This window comes from Vibrio sp. S/42/10 (genome assembly GCF_029890535.1).
Classification (GTDB): Bacteria; Pseudomonadota; Gammaproteobacteria; order Enterobacterales; family Vibrionaceae; genus Vibrio; species Vibrio cyclitrophicus.
Window position 1 is genome coordinate 37478 of sequence record NZ_JAKMZC010000002.1, and the last position, 18221, is coordinate 55698.

Annotated in this window: 14 protein-coding genes; 7 read left to right on the top strand and 7 right to left on the bottom strand. The window is 44.1% G+C overall.

The features are described 5' to 3' along the window. Nucleotides 1-55 precede the first annotated feature (55 nt). A complete protein-coding gene (locus L8S15_RS02535; protein WP_010432165.1) occupies nt 56-1354 on the bottom strand; it encodes a response regulator in 1299 nt (432 codons plus the stop codon). Between the two features lie 70 nt (nt 1355-1424). After that, the gene (locus tag L8S15_RS02540) at nt 1425-3380 is read right to left on the bottom strand and encodes an ATP-binding protein (protein ID WP_016785438.1); all 1956 of its coding nucleotides are present in this window, start codon (nt 3378-3380) and stop codon (nt 1425-1427) included. 167 nt (nt 3381-3547) lie between these two features. On the opposite strand from L8S15_RS02540, the gene pdxH reads away from it, so the two are divergent. Further along, nucleotides 3548-4183 carry a pyridoxamine 5'-phosphate oxidase gene (gene pdxH / locus L8S15_RS02545; protein ID WP_016767927.1) on the top strand — a complete coding sequence of 212 codons (636 nt, stop codon included), beginning with the start codon at nt 3548-3550 and terminating at the stop codon, nt 4181-4183. Nucleotides 4184-4283: 100 nt separating this feature from the next. On the opposite strand, the gene L8S15_RS02550 is transcribed toward pdxH, so the two are convergent. The 3 genes from L8S15_RS02550 to L8S15_RS02560 form a co-directional block, all read right to left on the bottom strand. Then, nucleotides 4284-5003 carry a helix-turn-helix transcriptional regulator gene (locus L8S15_RS02550; protein ID WP_010432139.1) on the bottom strand — a complete coding sequence of 240 codons (720 nt, stop codon included), beginning with the start codon at nt 5001-5003 and terminating at the stop codon, nt 4284-4286. A 437-nt stretch (nt 5004-5440) separates the two neighbouring features. Next, complete coding sequence (locus L8S15_RS02555) at nt 5441-7270, bottom strand: SUMF1/EgtB/PvdO family nonheme iron enzyme (protein WP_016785437.1); 1830 nt, start codon at nt 7268-7270, stop codon at nt 5441-5443. Between the two features lie 167 nt (nt 7271-7437). Then, the gene (locus L8S15_RS02560) at nt 7438-8541 is read right to left on the bottom strand and encodes a PEGA domain-containing protein (protein WP_010432133.1); all 1104 of its coding nucleotides are present in this window, start codon (nt 8539-8541) and stop codon (nt 7438-7440) included. A gap of 484 nt (nt 8542-9025) precedes the next feature. Here L8S15_RS02560 and L8S15_RS02565 point away from each other — a divergent pair, with 484 nt between their 5' ends. The 5 genes from L8S15_RS02565 (at nt 9026) to L8S15_RS02585 (ending at nt 16302) form a co-directional block, all read left to right on the top strand. Beyond that, the gene (locus L8S15_RS02565; protein ID WP_016786666.1) at nt 9026-9850 is read left to right on the top strand and encodes an AraC family transcriptional regulator; all 825 of its coding nucleotides are present in this window, start codon (nt 9026-9028) and stop codon (nt 9848-9850) included. Nucleotides 9851-10031: 181 nt separating this feature from the next. Next, entirely contained in the window at nt 10032-13169 is a 3138-nt protein-coding gene (gene putA / locus L8S15_RS02570) for a bifunctional proline dehydrogenase/L-glutamate gamma-semialdehyde dehydrogenase PutA (RefSeq protein ID WP_280571967.1), read from the top strand. Between the two features lie 11 nt (nt 13170-13180). Next, the gene (locus L8S15_RS02575; protein WP_016785434.1) at nt 13181-13885 is read left to right on the top strand and encodes a 1-pyrroline-5-carboxylate dehydrogenase; all 705 of its coding nucleotides are present in this window, start codon (nt 13181-13183) and stop codon (nt 13883-13885) included. A gap of 118 nt (nt 13886-14003) precedes the next feature. Continuing rightward, on the top strand, nt 14004-15530 hold the full coding sequence (gene putP, locus L8S15_RS02580) for a sodium/proline symporter PutP (RefSeq protein ID WP_016767920.1): 1527 nt from the start codon (nt 14004-14006) through the stop codon (nt 15528-15530). 547 nt (nt 15531-16077) lie between these two features. Next, entirely contained in the window at nt 16078-16302 is a 225-nt protein-coding gene (locus L8S15_RS02585; RefSeq protein WP_065099303.1) for a hypothetical protein, read from the top strand. Between the two features lie 61 nt (nt 16303-16363). Here L8S15_RS02585 and L8S15_RS02590 read toward each other — a convergent pair whose 3' ends face one another. Next, on the bottom strand, nt 16364-16534 hold the full coding sequence (locus L8S15_RS02590; protein ID WP_010432118.1) for a hypothetical protein: 171 nt from the start codon (nt 16532-16534) through the stop codon (nt 16364-16366). Between the two features lie 279 nt (nt 16535-16813). Between L8S15_RS02590 and L8S15_RS02595 the strand changes: the two genes are divergently transcribed. Next, entirely contained in the window at nt 16814-17302 is a 489-nt protein-coding gene (locus L8S15_RS02595) for an Lrp/AsnC ligand binding domain-containing protein (protein WP_010432115.1), read from the top strand. A 141-nt stretch (nt 17303-17443) separates the two neighbouring features. On the opposite strand, the gene L8S15_RS02600 is transcribed toward L8S15_RS02595, so the two are convergent. Further along, nucleotides 17444-18148 (bottom strand): DUF445 family protein, encoded by a 705-nt coding sequence (locus tag L8S15_RS02600; RefSeq protein WP_016767099.1) that lies wholly within the window; start codon nt 18146-18148, stop codon nt 17444-17446. Nucleotides 18149-18221: the final 73 nt, after the last annotated feature.

Here is an 18221-nt window from a genome sequence, read left to right on the forward strand (position 1 = left end):
ATAAATGTTAAGATTTTGCTCCTTTAAATCTTTGAATTTATATATTTTTTAATTCTTATCGATTTTTGAAATCCGTTTTATCAAGTTGGTGCTTTCTTAGCTTGTCATACAGTGTCTTTCTCGATACTTGCAGCTCTTGCTGTACCTCTTTTAATCGTCCTTGGTGGCGATGTAGTGCTTCGATCAAGATGATTTGTTCAAAGCTATCAGTCCGCTGACTTAGTGACTGCTGTTGTTCTTCTATGCTGACATCAAGTTTATTCTCACCAACTTGCTCATCATCTTCATTACTGTCGAGCGGTGGCTGCTTGATTTGCGTTAGTACTCTGAGCTCGGCATGTTGACGAAGTTGTCGAATGTTTTCACTCCAATGAGTGGCAATTAACCGTTGAATCTCTTTTTCAGTAATAACAGGCGGTGGTAACTGATATCGACTTGCCGCACCGCGAGCAAAATGTTTGAACAAAGAGCCAATGTCTTCTGTTCTTTGCGCCAAAGGTAGTAAATTAAATCGACGTAGTTCATTGGTAATTGTAGTAGGAACTATTGTGGTTGCGATAATGATACAAGTTGCATTGGTCTTGCATGAGTTTTCACGAAGTAGAATGGGTTTTAGACGTGCCAACCACAGCCACTGTTCTTGAGTTAGTGCTTGTGTTTCATGAATATAGATCGTTCCACCTTGATATTTGTGGAACAGTTGTAAAACAAACTGCTGAAATGTCGCTTCATCGCTGCGTGGTAAATTGAAGGCGGCGATTGGACAAAGCTCTGCTGTGTGATGACTGTGTAAATCATGGGTGTATTGCGCTGTAACTCTTTTTCCTGTTCCTATGTCTCCAACAAACAGCAGTAGTGGGGTTTCTTTACAGTTCAGAGTGATTAACTCACGGCGTAAGGCCTGCATCGCTGGTGATTGACCGATCAGTTTTGGCCCTACTTGATTTTGCATTGCCAATTCTTTTCTTAATAGGTTGTTCTCTTCAACTAATGCGAGTTTATCTGCTGCTTTTTTTACTGCTGTCAGCAGATCGTCGACCACAAAAGGTTTCTCTAAAAAGTCATAAGCGCCGGATTTCATCGCAGATACCGCTGTTTGGACGTCACCATGTCCTGTGAGCACGATGATTTGAAAGTTGGGGTTATGGCTCAAAAGCTTGTGGGTGAATTGAATGCCATCCATTACTGGCATGTGAATATCTGTTATCACGATTCCTGCTTGCGCGACGTCGATCTGCCTCAATGCCTCAATGGCATTGGGGAAACAGACGATAGTGATGCCTTCTATGAGCATGGCTTGTTCTACAGAGTCCCTAATCGCGGGTTCGTCATCGACAAAATAGAGTTTGGGCATAGAGTGCAAAAGCCGAGTCCTTAACAATGGTGTGAAATTGGCATAATCGTGAGTAAACAAAACAAGGGAACTAACCCTGATTCTTATAGAGTGGAATATTTAACGAGAATACCATGCCTGACGGCTCTAACTGTGCTGCGTTAATCGTGCCGTGATACGCTTCAATGATTCGCTTCGAGATCGATAGACCAAGCCCTAAGCCTTCTGGTTTGGTGGTGAAAAATGGGTCGAAGAGCTGTTCAAGCTTATCTTTAGAGATACCTATGCCGTTGTCCCATATGATCAGCTGGCAGGTGTCATTCTTGCGCTGCCATTCCACTCCAATTTGTGGGATCGTTTGTATGTCTAAAGCTTCTAGCTTGGAGCTTTGCTCTTCTAAGATGCTTTGCCCCGAGGTTTTTAGTCTTGGAGTTGACTGTTCCATAGCCTGCTGCTGAAGTGCTTGAGTCGCGTTGTGAATCAGGTTAACCAACACTTGTTCTAGCTCAGTTGGGTGAATGGCTAGATTTATGTCATCCGGCATTGTACTTAACCTCAGTGTAATGCCTTGCTTAATCATCAGCGCACTGAGAATACTGGTGGCGTTATTGACCGCTTGATGCAAGTTTGCAACGTGATGCTCTTGCTTGGTGACTTTGCGGGTGAAGACCTTGAGGCGCGCGATGATCTCAGTAATTGATGTATTTAAAGCAATCATTTTATCTAGGTTGCTTTTGACTAAATCTGTTCGTTTCATTTCAAGCAGCTTCAAGCTGTTCTCGCTGTAAGTTCTCAGCGCTGCAAGTGGTTGGTTGATTTCGTGATTAATGCTAGCCGACAATTCGCCCAATACCGCTAACTTAGCCGTCTGAGTTAACTCTTGTTCGGTCTGCTTTAATTTCAGTTGTGACTCTTGGTATTGAAAGATGGTTTGTTGGAGCTGTTGGTTAGATTGCTTTAAATAATGAGTTCGTTTATCAACGGTCTGTTCTAGGTTCTCATTGAGTCGAGTTAACGCGACCTTCGCAATGTAGGTTTGACGCCACGACCAAGCAATCAGCATCACCAAGCTATAGATGATAATAAAGATGACGTCGATCTGTAGCACTTTAAGCAGCTCGGCTTTTGTCTCTTTTAGCGCAACGACTTGATACTGATTATTGCTAATAGGGGCAGGATATAGGTTGAAAGCACCAAGTTGAAACAGCTGATTGGAGACGAGTTCTTTTTGAATCTGATTTGGTTGAAGATCGTTAGGTAGGATTGTGTCGTTAGCTTTTTGTTGAAGCTTTGCCGATCGAAAGTCTTCGATGATCGAAATTTCACTTTGGCCGTATTGCCGCTGAGTCGCTATCTCTGTTTGTTGTTGTTCACTTAATGGCAACAGTGAATGATACAACCACGAAGTTTGGTTCGACAGAAAGACCACTTGGTTGGAATCGAGTACTACGATCTCAAAATCATCGCTGGTTAGGATGTTTTCGAGATTCTCTAAGCTTACTTTTACTGTGATAACGCCGACTATTTCTTTATCGGTGTACAGTGGCGAGGATAAGAAATAGCCTCGTACATTCGAGCGAGCACCGAGCGCCACGTATTGTGTGTTGTTGCCCTTTATTGCAGAGGCAAAGTAAGGGCGAAACGAGAAGTTTTCTCCAACAAATGTGCGGGGTTGTTGATAATTACTGGAAGCGACCACTGTGCCGCTTCGGTCATGAATATAAATGGTGTCAGCCTGGCTTTGGTTCGACCATTCAAACAACAATTTATTAAGCTGTGTTACGGTTATCTTGTCGGTTTGTGGTGATGAGGTGAAATAAGAGATCAGGCGTGGGTCATGACTGAGTAAATCGGGGATCTGTTTGAACTTATCCAGCTCGGAGTCGATTTGCAGATTCGCTTTGTTGGCTGCTTCGTTGAGTTGCTGAGTAACGATTTTCTCTTGGAATTGTACGGCAAGAAAGTGAGTTGCAGTCAGCCCTGCAGCTCCCAATATTAGTGAGAATAAAACAAAAGGTGTGATTAGGTTGGGCGATTTTTTAGTCACTATAAACTCAGGTTACAATCAGTTTACATATAGACTATCAATATGACGGTTAGCGTACCGAGATCTCGTTAACACAGAGCACCTTCTGTAAGACAAAACCAAGGCTTAGACTTGTGTTTCAAAGGATTACGGCGCAAAATCACAAAAAAATCAAAAGGAGCAACCAAATGGAACTGACAGACATTCGTCGTGAATACGCTCAGGGTGGATTGAGACGCAAAGACTTGGCCGCAGACCCAATTGACCAATTCAATCAATGGCTAGAACAAGCCATTGAAGCTAAGTTGACGGATCCTACTGCAATGACAGTAGCGACAGTTGACGAAAATGGTCAGCCATTCCAACGAATTGTGTTGCTGAAAAATGTTGATAAAGATGGCTTCGTTTTCTATACCAATCTAGGTAGCCGTAAAGCACACCAACTTGAGCACAATAGCAAAATTAGTTTGCATTTCCCTTGGCATCCTCTAGAGCGACAGGTTCATGTCACAGGTACAGCTGAAAAGCTGACCGCGTTGGAGAACATGAAATATTTCACATCTCGCCCGAAAGAAAGCCAATTGGCTGCCATTGCAAGTAAGCAAAGTAGCCGAATCTCAGCTCGCGGAATACTGGAAGGTAAGTATTTAGAGCTTAAGCAGAAGTTCGAGAAAGGAGAGATTCCAGTGCCTTCATTTTGGGGTGGTTTCCGAGTACGCGTTGATAGTATTGAGTTTTGGCAAGGTGGCGAACACCGTTTACACGACCGTTTCTTGTTTTCACGTCAAGACAACAGCTGGGACATTGACCGCCTAGCGCCATAATCTGTTTTATAGATTTGCTAACGGATTAACTGCTTTAAAAATACCGTTGATTTGGTGACTAAACACATCAAACAACGGTATTTTTTTGTCTGACTCTCGCTCATTCGCTGTGCAGAACCACGGAAATCTGCTTTTTGAGCAGGGTTTCGGGGATCACTGAGCCCAACCCCGAGTCCAATGCATACTCAATCAATTGGCTTTTGCTGCTCGCATCAAATTTTTGCTTCAATCTGGCGACATGGCCTTCGACAGTCTTAATTGAAATATTTAACGTTAATGCAATGTATTGCGGTTTCTTGCCGAACAGCAGCAAAAATAGCACTTCTGATTCTCGCGAAGTCAGTCGTTTTTTGAGTTTAGATGTGCGTGGCGTTGAACCTGCAATGGATGTCTGACCATCTTTGGCACCTGTCGCCTGGCAAACCCAATGACCAACCTCTAAAATTGCGGTGTCAGTGAGTTCTTGACCGTAGAAGATCGTGCCTTGTACGTTGTTGTTTGCATCAAGCCAAGGGGTTTTGGTAAAAATATGCGCGTGCCAGCGTCCGTCTGGGTAGGGGTGAATATCAAGAATCTTCAGGGTAGTACGTGTTTCCATCACATGCTTATCTTGAGCCCTGAAATCTTGCGCACACTCAGTGGTTTGACTCGGCATATCGAAATCGGTCAAGCCAGTGCAACTCTCGTTGGGTTTTAAGCCAATCAATTGGTTGTAGGCGAGGTTCGCGTAAACGAAAACCGACTCAGTATCTTTGCAGCCCCAGCAGCCTGGGAGTTGTTCAAATAAAGAACGATGTATGGCATTGAGTGACTCTGGCAAGGTTTTATCTCGTAAGCAGAAGTATGTTAATGATATCAGTTTCTTATAGCGCTGCAATGGCAATTAGAGGCTGAATCCTGAGAGATAAATAGAGCTTGAATCATAGTTAAACGAATTGTTGGTTTACTGTATATATCAAGAGTGATTGGTGATCGAAGTGACTGGTTAATAGCCGAAAAAAAGCCAGCCTGAAGAAGGGCTGGCTAAAGACAAGATATGTCTTGTCGACATGTAGAAGATTTCAGATTAATTCACGAGGGTCATGTAAATTAACCTAAGGTATCAGCTAGATACCTAGAGTGACTTACTACTCTATCGATAAATTTACTCCTAGGAATGCTTGTGCATAAGGGGGGAATTCCCCCATAAATACAACTCAATGCGATATTTGAGAGCCTAGCGTAAATATTAGAAACTATTGAGTTGGTTATTGAGTGCTACAGTTCGCGCAATACTCTGAAACCTAAGTAGTTTGCTGCCGTTGACGTTGGCACGTACAGTTCGTTAAACACTTTTGCTTCTTCTGGTGAAAAACTCCACGCACCACCTTTAGCCAAGCCTTTCTGAACGGTTGTCCATTCCCAAACGTTGCCAACCATATCGTAGAAGCCTGTAGGTGTTGGTAAGAATGACTTAACTGGAGAGGTGCTGATGTTTGACCACGGTGTGCCAGCCCAACCGGTATTGGCTTTACCCGAAAGGAATTCATTGCCCCACCAGAAGTTAGTATCTTGGCCTGCTCTTGCTGCGGCTTCCCATTCTTGTGGTGTTGGTAAACGGTAGGCATAGCCTGTATTTTTAGATAACCAGCGAGTATACGCTTTGGCATCACTTTGACTAACACAAACTACCGGTGAGTTATCAGCTTGCTTAAAGCCAGGGTTCAGCCAGTCATTGTCTGAAACCGTTGTGATCTCGGCATTAACGAAGGTATCGCAGGTGTTCATCAGTTCTGCGTCTGTCTGGTAGCCAGTGCTTTCAACAAACGCTTTAAAATCTTGAACGCGAGTTGGTGTCGCTGCTAATGCAAATGGCTGTTTGATCGTCACTTGTTTAGCGTTGTTTTCACCCAATAAATAACGGCCTGAACCCACCACAATCATTTCTGGACTTGGAGTGTCATTTCCCATTGGGTCGGCAAATTTGGTACCGACATTCAGCGAGTTTTGTTTGGCTTGTAATACCGCTCGTAGGTTGTGATCACGGGCGATTTTCAGTTCTTGATGGAAAGAGAGGTAGCCTTCTTTCTCAATTGTGACCATGTGTTGGCCTGTTGGTAGCATTACTTCAACCGGTGTGCTGCCATAGTCCACGCCGTTAATCGATACCTTGTCATTATATTGGTTTGAACGAACCATTAAGTTAACCCAAGCGACTTCTTTTTGCTGGTCATTGGCTTGTTGATCGCTCTGTGTGAAACAGTTTGATGACTGGATACCAAGCAAGCGACAAGGTGTGTTTTTGTCTGGGCGAGTCTCTAAGTTCGCTGCAATCACTGCTCGGTAACGGCTATCTTCAGAGAAACCAGAAGATTTCACTTTGTGTTGTAGAACGTGAATGTTTAGCGAAGCAGACGATAGGTGCTCTTTCACTGTTTTTGATTCAGTCGCGTTGTCTACCAAGCTATGCTGGAATTGCTTAACGGCTTTTTGAAGTGCCAAGGTCACCGTTTGGTCTGCACATTGCGCGAGTGTCATGTCACTGCTACAACGGTTGGTAAAGCTGACCGTTTGCTCTTTGGTTTGAGTGATCTCGTTTCTTAGTCGTTCAGCTCTTGCTCTGAGTTTATCTTGATTGAGGTTTGCGATTGAAGCTTCAGCAGCCGCTTTTTCTGCTTGGATGGCTTCTAGTTCCATCACCAAGCCTTGTTGCTTCTGTTCTGAGTCTGAAATAGCAAGCTTGCTCTCTTTTACAGTTTTCCAAGCGTTTTGGAAACTGTTTTGAGCCGGCGAGATATCGAAGTCAGGCTCGTCAATCATGCGGGTGTAATCTTGTTCTAGACTAGCTTTCGCTGCTGCGAGTTTTTGCTCAGCTTGAGTGGATAACTTGGCTAGATTTGCCGTTTGCTTTGCTTGGTTATCGACTTGGTTTTGTTTGTCCGTCAGCTTCTTCTCGACAGCCGTTAAAGTGGTATACTTTTCGAAGAGTGAGCTTTCAATGTCGGTGACAGATGTTGTGATTGCTGGTGGTGTTATTTCAGCGAAAACAGCAGGTGTCATTAAGCAAGGGGCAAGTGCAAATAATAGAGTGGGAAAACCTTGGCGCATGTTGGGCTACTTCAATCGTAAATTAGGTTAATCGAATAATCTAAACGAACACGCCATTTCGTCTGCAGCTACTTTTTATAACTATCAACAAAATGGCGAGTATTCATTCAGCTTTGTGAAATAGGCACGGCTATCTTAATTAGAGCGCTGAGCTATTCATACTGGACTTAGCTTTCCTTGCTAGGAAGAAGCTTAACCCAAATAGTGTCGCTACCGTTGATGGTAACTGTGCGGTTGTAAGACTCGTAACCTTGTTTTGAAATAGTCACTTGGTGACGACCGCTTGGTAGTGCAACCTCAATCGGTGTGCTGCCGTACTTAATGCCGTTGATCGTCACTGAATCATTGTACTGATCAGAACGTACCATCACGTTTGCCCACTGTTTATCACTCTTTTTAGCCACGGCAACATCACTGCCCTTTAAACAGTAGCGTGTTGAAACGTTCAATAAATTACACGCTGCTACCGCTTCCGGTTTTGCTTGAAGCTGAGCCTGCATTTGCACGAAGTAAGCGTTGTTACCAGAGAAACCACTCTTGATTGCTTGGCTGTCTTGAACATGGATATTCAGCTGAACACCTTGTAAGTTTTGCTTCGCTAGCGCGCTTTCTGTGAGCTGCTCAAGTAATTGGCTTTTGAACGTTTGCACGGCTTTTTGATTGGTCAAGTACTTGCCTTGAGCAGTACACTCTCCCAGTGTCATTGTTGATGCACATGTCGTGGTGTAGCTGGTCTCAAGAACGGCACTTTCACGGAGTTCTGTTGCAATACGTTTTACGCGAGCTTCAACTTTTGATTCTCTTAAGTTAGCCAGCTCATTGTTCAGGCGAGCTTGCTTTTGCTTGATTTGAGAAAGGTGAATTTCACTCTCGTTCATCGCTTGTTGGTTGTCTAACTGAGACGATTGGTTCTCTTTAACGGCCGCCCAAGCATCTTGGTAGCTTTTCTGAAAAGAGACCAAATCAGTTTCTGGATCTTCCAGTAAGCGACTGTACTGTTTGTCGAGTACAGACTTGGCTCTGTTACGTTTTGCCTTGAGTTCTTCACCTTCGCGCAACAACTTACTGTTTTGGTTCTGTAGTTGTTTTAGGTTTTCAGTCGCTGATACCTGGGTTGCTGAAATACGCTCAATATCTGAGTTTTTCTCTGTTAGCTTTGCATCGATAGCTGAAACGGGATCGACTTGATTCAGTTCTTCAGCGGATACCGATGCAGATACCCAAAGTGGGGATAGCGCAAGTAAAAGCGCTGAAATTCGAAAGTTAGTCATAGGTCCCTGCAACTTATAGATTGAAATTGGCTCGTTAATAAAGTGTCTACTTCCTAGTTGTGAGTCACTAGTTATTAGCAATTAACACAGTACCCGTCTTTATACCGTTTTATCGTCACCCAATCTACTCAAAAGCCGAGTTTCGCTACTTCGGATACACTTTTTACAAGTTAAAGCTAAATTATTTGAGCTATATAAGAAAATTATTTCTATATGTGGTGGTGAAAATACATCTATTTTAGACATGCATTGCACCTTATTGCACTTGCTCGCTTTTAAGTACTGAAGCCGCCGGAACGATTGGTTTTACAATGACCGTAGTTTGTACACTCTTGATCATCTTTCCGGAGGCATGATCAAGACGATCTCCGACAATGATCTTTTATTTAAGGCGAGGAAATGACTCTCATGATCATTTACAAATTCATCTTATGCAGATTTCAGAGTATTATTCTTACTATGTCGACCTGAGTATTTTGATGTTATGCCAAAACCTTTACCCTTTCCAAACCTAGACCTGTCCCCGCTAGGTCTTACGGGCCCTCGCCCGGCTGAGATCATCACTTTGCCATCGCATATGGATTGCCACGATCATCATTATTCGCAGGTGGTGATTGGCTTAAAAGGTCAGGCGGAGTTTGAAGTCAGAGGTAAAGGGAATTTGGTTGGTCCCGGTCAAGGTTGTGTGGTAACGGCGAGCTCTGATCATGCTTTCGGTGGCGTGGTTGGTCAGTCGGATATTCTCGTACTCAATATGCCTGTGCCAACCGATGATGACCCTCTAATGTTAGAGAAGATTAACCAGCTAGAGTCATCGAACGTATACTTTCAATTAGACGCGCAAATTCAAAAGCTTATCCATATGTTGGTGCAAGAAATGCAGTCGAGCCCTGATGATTTGTTACTGAGTCGAGCATGCAATGACACGGTGATCGCGTTGATGCAAAGGCATATATCCGCATTCGAAACTCCGATTAAAGACTCGCGTTTTGATCTTGAAGCATTGGATCGTTACATCGAGCAACACCTTGCGAACAAGATCTCTGTGGCCCAACTTGCAGGCAGTGTGTTCCTGGGTGAAAGCCAGTTCCACATGCTATTCAAAGATCAAATGGGAATCACCCCACATCAGTATGTGTTAGGTAAGCGTATAGACCGATCTCGTCGTTTAATCGAACAAGGTAACCTTAGCCTTGGTCAGGTCGCTGAACTGGCTGGTTTCTCCGGTCAATCTTCCTTTACTCATACCTTTTCACGCCTTCAAGGCATGTCACCATCTCAGTACAAAAAGAAAATTTCTGTTAAATAGTGAAACAAAACGGCATATTATTTTAAAGTTTCATATGTGACGTTGTGTTTGTTTTGTTAATAAAGCGAGTTTTTAGCAAAAAACTCGGAGTTTTTGACAAGTAATCCTTATATACTCTACATACACTGCAGCCATTGTAGAGATCCCGGGCTAATTCCGGGTGTGAGATTAAGGAAAACGCATGTTTACAGCTACTGATGTGTTAAAGCCAGAATTCAATGAGCAGTCGCTTACTGATCTATGGTCGCTTATCTCACCATTATATATGGTGGATGAAACCCAATGGCTAGAGCAACTTCTGCCGCTAGCTACCCCTTCTGAGTCTGAAAAGCAGCAAATTACAGAGAAAACGACCTCATTGATCGAAGCTATCCGTGCGGATAAGACTTCTATCCAGATGATCGATGCACTGTTGCTTGAATACAGCTTAGATACTCAAGAGGGCATCTTGCTGATGTGTCTGGCGGAAGCCTTAATGCGTATTCCTGATTCAGCTACGGCTGATGCGCTTATTCGCGACAAACTAAGCGTTGCGGATTGGAAGTCTCACCTTAAGAATTCTGATTCAGTGTTTGTTAACGCATCCACTTGGGGCCTAATGCTAACGGGTAAGGTGGTTGGACTTTCATCTAAAGAGCAGAGTGCTGGTCAAGCGGTTAACCGTTTAGTGAATAAGCTTTCTGAGCCGGTAATTCGTAAAGCGATGCACCAAGCAATGAAGGTGATGGGTCACCAATTCGTTCTTGGCCGCAGCATTGCTGAAGCGCAAAAGAACGGTAAGTCTATGCGTGACAAAGGTTTTACCTACTCATACGACATGCTAGGTGAAGCAGCACTGACTACTGCAGACGCAAACAAATACTTCAAAGATTACCTAATGGCGATTGAAGCCGTAGGTAGAGACACATACGTCTCTTCAAAATCGAGCCCAGCACCGTCTGTTTCTATCAAGCTTTCCGCACTTCACCCACGTTATGAAGTAGCGAACGAAGACCGCGTACTGACAGAACTTTGCGACACGCTAGAGCAGTTATTGCGCCGAGCAGTAGAGCTTGATGTTGCGATTACGATTGATGCTGAAGAAGCGGATCGCCTAGAGCTTTCTCTAAAATTATTCGAAAAACTGTACCGTACCGATCTTGTAAAAGGTTGGGGTAAATTTGGTCTGGTTATTCAAGCTTACTCAAAGCGCGCACTACCGGTTCTAGTATGGCTAAACCGCTTGGCGAAAGAGCAGGGTGATTTAATCCCGCTTCGCTTAGTGAAAGGCGCGTACTGGGACAGCGAAATCAAATGGTCACAGCAAGCTGGCTTTACTGATTACCCAGTTTACACACGCAAAGAAGCGACAGATGTAGCTTACCTTGCATGTGCACGTTACCTACTGAGCCCAAGTGTTCGTGGCAATATCTTCCCGCAGTTTGCGAGCCACAATGCTCATACGGTTTCTGCAATTGCAGTGATGACTGAACATAAAGATTTTGAATTCCAACGCTTACACGGCATGGGTGATTCTCTTTATAACCATGCGATGGAAGCTTACCAACAGTCGGTACGTATCTACGCACCGGTTGGCAGCCACAAAGATCTACTGCCATACCTAGTACGTCGTTTGCTAGAAAACGGCGCAAACAGCTCGTTTGTACACCGTCTAGTTGATGCGCGTTGCCCTGTAGTAGAGCTGACTCAACATCCTGTCGATATGCTTCTTGCGTTCGATACACTGCACAACACTAAGATTCCTCTGCCTCCAGCGGTATTCCCTGAGCGTAAGAACTCTTACGGTGTGAACATTGATATCGAGAGTGAAGCGCATCAGTTTGAAGCACAGGTTAAAACATTCCTTAACAATCAATGGACTGCTGGCCCTGTGATCAATGGTGAGTCTCTAGCCGAAAGCATGATCAAGGCTGATCAGAACGTCGAGCAAGTAACCTCACCTTACGATCGTCGTATTAATGTGGGTCAGGTGGCTTTCGCTAACCTTGATCATGTTTCCGCAGCGATCACCGGCGCAGACGCAGCATTCGCTGATTGGAACGCAACTTCGGTTGAAACCAAAGCGGCTGCGCTTGAGAAGCTGGCTGACCTGATGGAAGACAACCTTGCTGAGTTGGTGGCGATTTGTCATCAAGAAGCGGGTAAGACGATTCACGATAGCGTTGATGAAGTACGTGAAGCAGTCGACTTCTGTCGTTACTACGCAAAACAAGCTGACAACCTACAAGGTTTCGAACTAAAAGGTTTTGACGGCCAAACACGAATCGCTTCACGACAAGGTCGTGGTGTGTTCGTTTGTATCAGCCCTTGGAACTTTCCTCTCGCTATCTTCCTTGGCCAAATTACAGCGGCACTAGTCGCGGGTAACACTGTTGTGGCGAAACCTGCTGAGCAAACAAGCTTGATTGCAGCTCGCGCCGTTGAACTGATGAACGAAGCGGGTTTCCCTGCCGGCACCATTCAGTTACTTCCAGGTCGTGGTGCTGAGATTGGCAGCGCGCTAACTAGCCATGATGCAATTGCGGGTGTTGCTTTTACGGGTTCAACCCCAACTGCACAACGTATCAATGTGTCATTGGCAAGCCGTAACGCTAAACCTGTTCCATTTATCGCAGAAACTGGCGGCCAGAACGCGATGATCGTCGACAGTACCGCACTGCCTGAACAGGTGGTTCGTGATGTGATTCGTTCGGCATTTGCTTCAGCAGGTCAGCGTTGTTCGGCATTGCGTGTGCTTTACATTCAGGAAGACATCGCAGACCGCGTGGTTGGATTGATTCACGGTGCAATGGACGAACTGAGTGTTGGTATTCCATACCTTCATAAAACGGATGTTGGTCCGGTTATCGATCAAACAGCGAAGCAAAAGCTGTTAGCTCACTTGAAAAATATGACCCAGACACAGAAGAAAGTCGCTCAACTTACATTGGGTTCTGATTGTGAACATGGTGACTTTGTTCCACCAAGTGCGTTTGAAATCGATGACATCAGTTGCTTGAAAGAAGAACAGTTTGGCCCTGTACTGCACATCGTTCGCTTCAAGGCGAGTGAGTTAGCGCAAGTGGTAGACCAAATTAACCAAACCGGTTTTGGCCTAACTATGGGTATTCACAGCCGTAACGAGACAACTTACCGTTGGATCGAAAAACACGTGCGCGTGGGTAACTGCTACATAAACCGTGACCAAGTAGGTGCTGTTGTTGGTGTTCAACCATTTGGCGGTCAAGGTTTGTCAGGTACAGGCCCTAAAGCAGGTGGTCCTCACTACCTATATCGCTTTACTGATGTTCATTTTTCGCAATCACAAGACAAGGCATAAGGAGCAATATCATGGTTCATCAAGTGACAGGTTTTTCTGATGCATTGCTTGCGTGGGAACAATGGAATCTGACCGATTTTGATTATAAGAGTGCTCAGGTACTTGCATTGAAATCAGAGATTGAAAGTCAATCTGCGCCTTTGGCTGCAGTGGCGACTTATCATCTAGAACAAGCGTCAGCACTACTTGCGGAGCATCACCTTATGGCAGGCCCAACGGGCGAAACCAATGAGTTGTATGCTGCAGGTCGTGGTGTGGCTTTGGTAATTGTTGATGATTGCCAAGACAAACTGCCAGCACTACAAACGGCAATGGCTCTGATTACTGCTGCACTATTAGCAGGTAACAGCGTTCAATTGTGTAGTGATGATGTGCAGTTTAATACCTTAGTTGCCGATGCAGCTAAGTCGGCTAATTTGCCAACTAACTTGGTGCAGGTTGCCTCGTATGACGCTTCTCAACAGTTGTTGTCTTGCGATGTACGAAGTGTGGGTTATGTCGGTAACTCACAAACGGCACAAGCTATTAATTTACAGCTTGCTAAGCGTGACGGTGCCATCGTCGGTTTAGTCGCTGAAACGGATCTGAATGCAATGAATGTTGCTAACGATCCACACCTATCGCTGCGCTTCATTACCGAGCGTACGCGAACTATAAATATAACAGCTGTGGGCGGTAACGCGACCTTGCTCGAACTTGGAAGCGAAGCTCACTAACCTTCAGTAAAATTGGCTCTAAGGACTTTTGGTTTTCTCCATGAGTGCTTTGGAGCCTCAATACCTAACTCAATGCACTCGCTCGCCTTTACGGTGAGTGTCTTGCATTGAATTAGGCATGGAAGGCTTTCTACAAAATGAGGACTATCAAATGATAGAAAACAGTTTTGCAATAACGACGACGTTCATTGCGTATCTAATTATGATGCTAGCGATCGGTGTTATTGCTTACAAACGTACATCTAACTCTACTGACTACTTCCTAGGTGGTCGTTCGTTAGGCCCATGGCCTGCTGCACTTTCTGCGGGTGCATCAGACATGAGTGGTTGGTTGCTACTTGGCTTGCCTGGTTACGCTTATGCTGCTGGTTTTGAAGCGTTTTGGCTTGCTGGTGGCCTACTTGTGGGTACTTGGGCAAACTGGTTAATCAGTGCTAAACGTCTACGCACTTACAGTATTACAACAGAGTCGCTGACGTTGCCTGAGTTTTTATCTCGCCGCTTCAACGATAACTCTAAGCTGATTCAAACAATCTCTGCTTTCTTTATCCTTTTATTCTTCCTTTTCTACACAAGTTCAGGCTTGGTAGCAGGTGGTAAATTATTTGAAACGGTATTCGGCCTAGATTACACAACAGCGGTAATTATCGGCACGGTATGTGTGGTTTCGTACACCCTGTTTGGTGGCTTCCTAGCGGTATCTTGGACTGACCTAGTTCAAGGCTTGCTAATGTCTGCTGCACTATTGATTGTACCCATCGCAGCAATGAATGGCGGCCTTGGTCAGTTATCTAGCGACCTACACAACATCAACCCAGAGCTACTCACGTTATGGAATGATGCGAAGGGCGAGCCTCTTTCTGCAATCGCGATCATCTCGCTAGCGGCATGGGGTCTAGGTTACTTCGGTCAGCCACACATCCTTGCTCGTTTCAAAGCAACACGTAGCAATAAAGATCTAACAACAGCGCGTCGCATTGCGGTTATCTGGACTGCGCTGTCTATGGTTGGTGCAATGCTTGTGGGTCTTGTTGGTCTGATCTATGTGACTAACTCTGGCGCACCTAAGCTAGACGATGGCGAGAAGATCTTCATGCTTCTTGTAAATGCGATGTTCCACCCAGTAATCGCAGGTATCCTACTGGCTGCAATATTAGCGGCAATCATGAGTACTGCTGATTCACAACTTCTTGTTTCTTCATCTGCAATGGCAGAAGATCTGTACAAGCAAGTTCTGAAGAAAGATGCTACGTCAGAAGAGATTGTTCGTGTAGGCCGTTTCGCGGTTATCCTGATCTCTCTTATTGCACTTGTGCTAGCGATGACGCCAGACAGTTCAGTACTTGGCCTTGTGTCTTACGCATGGGCTGGTTTTGGTGCAGCATTTGGCCCAGCTATAGTATTGAGCCTGTACTGGTCTCGCATGAACCGTAACGGCGCTCTAGCGGGTATCGTGGTTGGTGGTGTGACTATCGTACTTTGGAAACAGTTCACGGGCGGTTGGTTCGATGTGTACGAAATCGTACCAGGAATCATCCTATCGACTCTTTCTATCGTTATCGTGAGCCTAATTACGGGTGAGCCAGAAGACGAAGTGAAGAAGCAACACGCTGAGTTCGAGAAGAATCTGGTAGAACTAGACTAATTTACATTGTAAAACAGATGTGAATTAGCAAAGAACATGAGCTAAAAATAATAGAGTCACTTCGGTGGCTCTATTTTTTTGCCTATTTCCCTAATGCTTTCGACCTCTTTCTGCTCTATATGTCCAAACACTAAAACCCTATGCGAGCGGTCAGATCCATCGCCTCACACGGCTTATGCCAGATCTGAATGAACATTGACTCTGTCCGATATGTTTTTTATTCGTACTTTCTATCATTGTACTTGTGCTGAAATGGAGTACTAAGCCAGAGGATATTGCTGAGCTGTAATTTATAAAATTAAGTGTTAATTCGACTAAAGTGCAACGTAGTTTTGAGGTTTACAATGTAAATTGAAACTAGGTTTTAGTGGGTGATAAATGAAAGAGGAAATATCTTTACGACGTTTGATGTCAAAAAATAGAAGAGAAAAATGGCTATTTTTTGAACTTGGCGCTCACTTTTGTTATTAGCTCGGTGAATTGTGGAACCGAATTGGACATGATATGTCAATTGTCAGTAACCACTAAAGACCTATAGGACAAAGGTATGCCTGATCTCTATTGCAAAGGATGTAAAAAAACAACACTACATAAGTCTATAATGAAACGTTGTGAATCAGAGCCCGAGACAGCTTCTGGCCGTATGATGCAATGGACGTCAAAGCTATTTAGTGGAAACCTGTATTACGATATGGAAACTCAGCACTTCTGTCGAACGTGCAACTGTCGTTGCGAAACGGCAAGTTCTGTTCCCCAAGTTGGGTTGGCTTAACATATAGTAAGTGCTTACTAACTTAGATCAAAAAACCTCCGTATAGGAGGTTTTTGCGTTTCTATGCGGCTTTGAGTGTCAGCTTTGTTTCAATGGCACAGCCATCAATCTTCACTTCCCACCCATAGTTTGAGTACTCATTTGCGAGTGCTTGAGCAACATCTTTAGAAACGGTAACGTGTGTCCATGGGCCAATACCGTATGGCTTGTATGCGAGTTCTTGTGTTTTCATAATAGAGTCATCCTTTCTCTTTGATAGTCATATTATTCACTTTGACCTATATCCTTTCTTTCGTTTCTAGCTCAACTTATTTGTTCTTAAGGTCATTTCTATAATAATTTGTTAATGGTCAACGACTGATTTATAAGGCTTGTTATTGGTGTTTGTTGATTTATATTTAATGTGAATAACACAAGTGTATTTAGTTTTTTAAATGTGTGAGCGGGGTTTTGTCTGATAGCCCTCACTATAGAATATACTGAGCCGAATTTAGAATGTTTAAGGAATATTATGTCTCAGCATCAACTCGACCGTATCGATAAAGAGATACTAAGAATTCTGCATATGAAAGGGCGCTTGCCCGTGGTCGAGCTGGCAAAGCAGGTCAATCTAACCACTTCCCCTTGCTCTGATAGACTCAAGCGATTGGAAAAAGAGGGGTACATAACGGGTTATCACGCTGAGTTATGTTCTGAAAAGTTGGGGCTGGATGTCCAAGTTTTTATCCATATTCGACTCGATCAAACCAGCTTTTCGATTTTTGATAAATTTGCTCAGGCCGTTGAATTGATGCCTGAAGTTGAAGAGTGCTATTCGTTGTCTGGTGATTTTGACACCATGATCAAGGTGCGGGTAAAAGACATGAAAGCGTACCAGGCGTTTATGGCTACTAAATTGGGGACATTACCTGGAGTGATTCAGACACGCAGTGAAGTGGTGATTGAAGAACATAAAAAGGGTTTTGGAGTGAATCCGGAGCTATTATCAACCTTAAAGTAGGGGCTTTCTAGTTAATTCTCGGCAGTTTCTCGTTGCTGTAGCGAATGTTATTCAGATATAAAAATGGAAGCTATTGAGCTTCCATTTTTTATTGAGTGCGGATATATCGGCTAAAAGATCGAGTTAGCACTGATAGACAGTTTACAGCGTGATGGCCGCAGAGATTAAGCCAATCACACCACCGAATACACCGCCCCAAACCACTAGCCAGCCAAGGTGCTTCTTGATCATGGTTTGAACCATCTCTTTCACGAGTTTTGGTGTTAGTTCATTCAAACGCTGGTCGATGATCGCTTCAATGTTCTCTTTGATTTCATCCATCATTGCAGGCGATTCAAGTTCATCTTTGATGGCATTTTTTACAGAGTCACTCTTGCTGATTTCAATTACTGACTCTTGCATCTTCTCTACAAATGGCGCTTTCATCGGCTGCAGGGCTTCTGTGCCGCCAACCATCGCCAACATGCCACCAAACTGTGAGTTCTCGATAACATGAACCAGTGAATCGAATGCAGGGTTAAAGTCGATCTTCTTAATCACGGGTTCTAGATTCAGCGACTTTCCGGTCATCTCACTGCTTAGGAAGCGGTCGATGTTACTTTCGGTAAAAAATTGTTCCATCATCAGTTGTTTAATGGCCGCCTTGAACTCTTCAAAGCGCGCTGGAATAACGCCAGAACCGTATAAACCGGGCACTTTCTCGAACAACATGTGAATTGCAAGCCAGTTGGTGATGGCACCAGAAAAGGCAAATAGGCCTGCATAAAGTAAGTATTGGTTGGTCGTCGCATAGCCGCTAGCAAGTAGTAATAACGCTATTACGTTAGTTAAGACACTTTTGTTCATGGTTGATCTCTCGAAAGAATATTGCGTATTGCGCGCATTTTAAGAAAAAAACGCCAAGAAAAAAACAAAAGGA

Coding starts and splice junctions, on each gene's coding strand:
- L8S15_RS02535 (WP_010432165.1), bottom strand. CDS start 1,354: ATGCCCAAACTCTATTTTGTCGATGACGAACCCGCGATTAGGGACTCT.
- pdxH (WP_016767927.1), top strand. CDS start 3,548: ATGGAACTGACAGACATTCGTCGTGAATACGCTCAGGGTGGATTGAGA.
- L8S15_RS02555 (WP_016785437.1), bottom strand. CDS start 7,270: ATGCGCCAAGGTTTTCCCACTCTATTATTTGCACTTGCCCCTTGCTTA.
- L8S15_RS02560 (WP_010432133.1), bottom strand. CDS start 8,541: ATGACTAACTTTCGAATTTCAGCGCTTTTACTTGCGCTATCCCCACTT.
- L8S15_RS02565 (WP_016786666.1), top strand. CDS start 9,026: ATGCCAAAACCTTTACCCTTTCCAAACCTAGACCTGTCCCCGCTAGGT.
- putA (WP_280571967.1), top strand. CDS start 10,032: ATGTTTACAGCTACTGATGTGTTAAAGCCAGAATTCAATGAGCAGTCG.
- L8S15_RS02575 (WP_016785434.1), top strand. CDS start 13,181: ATGGTTCATCAAGTGACAGGTTTTTCTGATGCATTGCTTGCGTGGGAA.
- putP (WP_016767920.1), top strand. CDS start 14,004: ATGGAAGGCTTTCTACAAAATGAGGACTATCAAATGATAGAAAACAGT.
- L8S15_RS02585 (WP_065099303.1), top strand. CDS start 16,078: ATGCCTGATCTCTATTGCAAAGGATGTAAAAAAACAACACTACATAAG.
- L8S15_RS02590 (WP_010432118.1), bottom strand. CDS start 16,534: ATGAAAACACAAGAACTCGCATACAAGCCATACGGTATTGGCCCATGG.
- L8S15_RS02595 (WP_010432115.1), top strand. CDS start 16,814: ATGTCTCAGCATCAACTCGACCGTATCGATAAAGAGATACTAAGAATT.
- L8S15_RS02600 (WP_016767099.1), bottom strand. CDS start 18,148: ATGAACAAAAGTGTCTTAACTAACGTAATAGCGTTATTACTACTTGCT.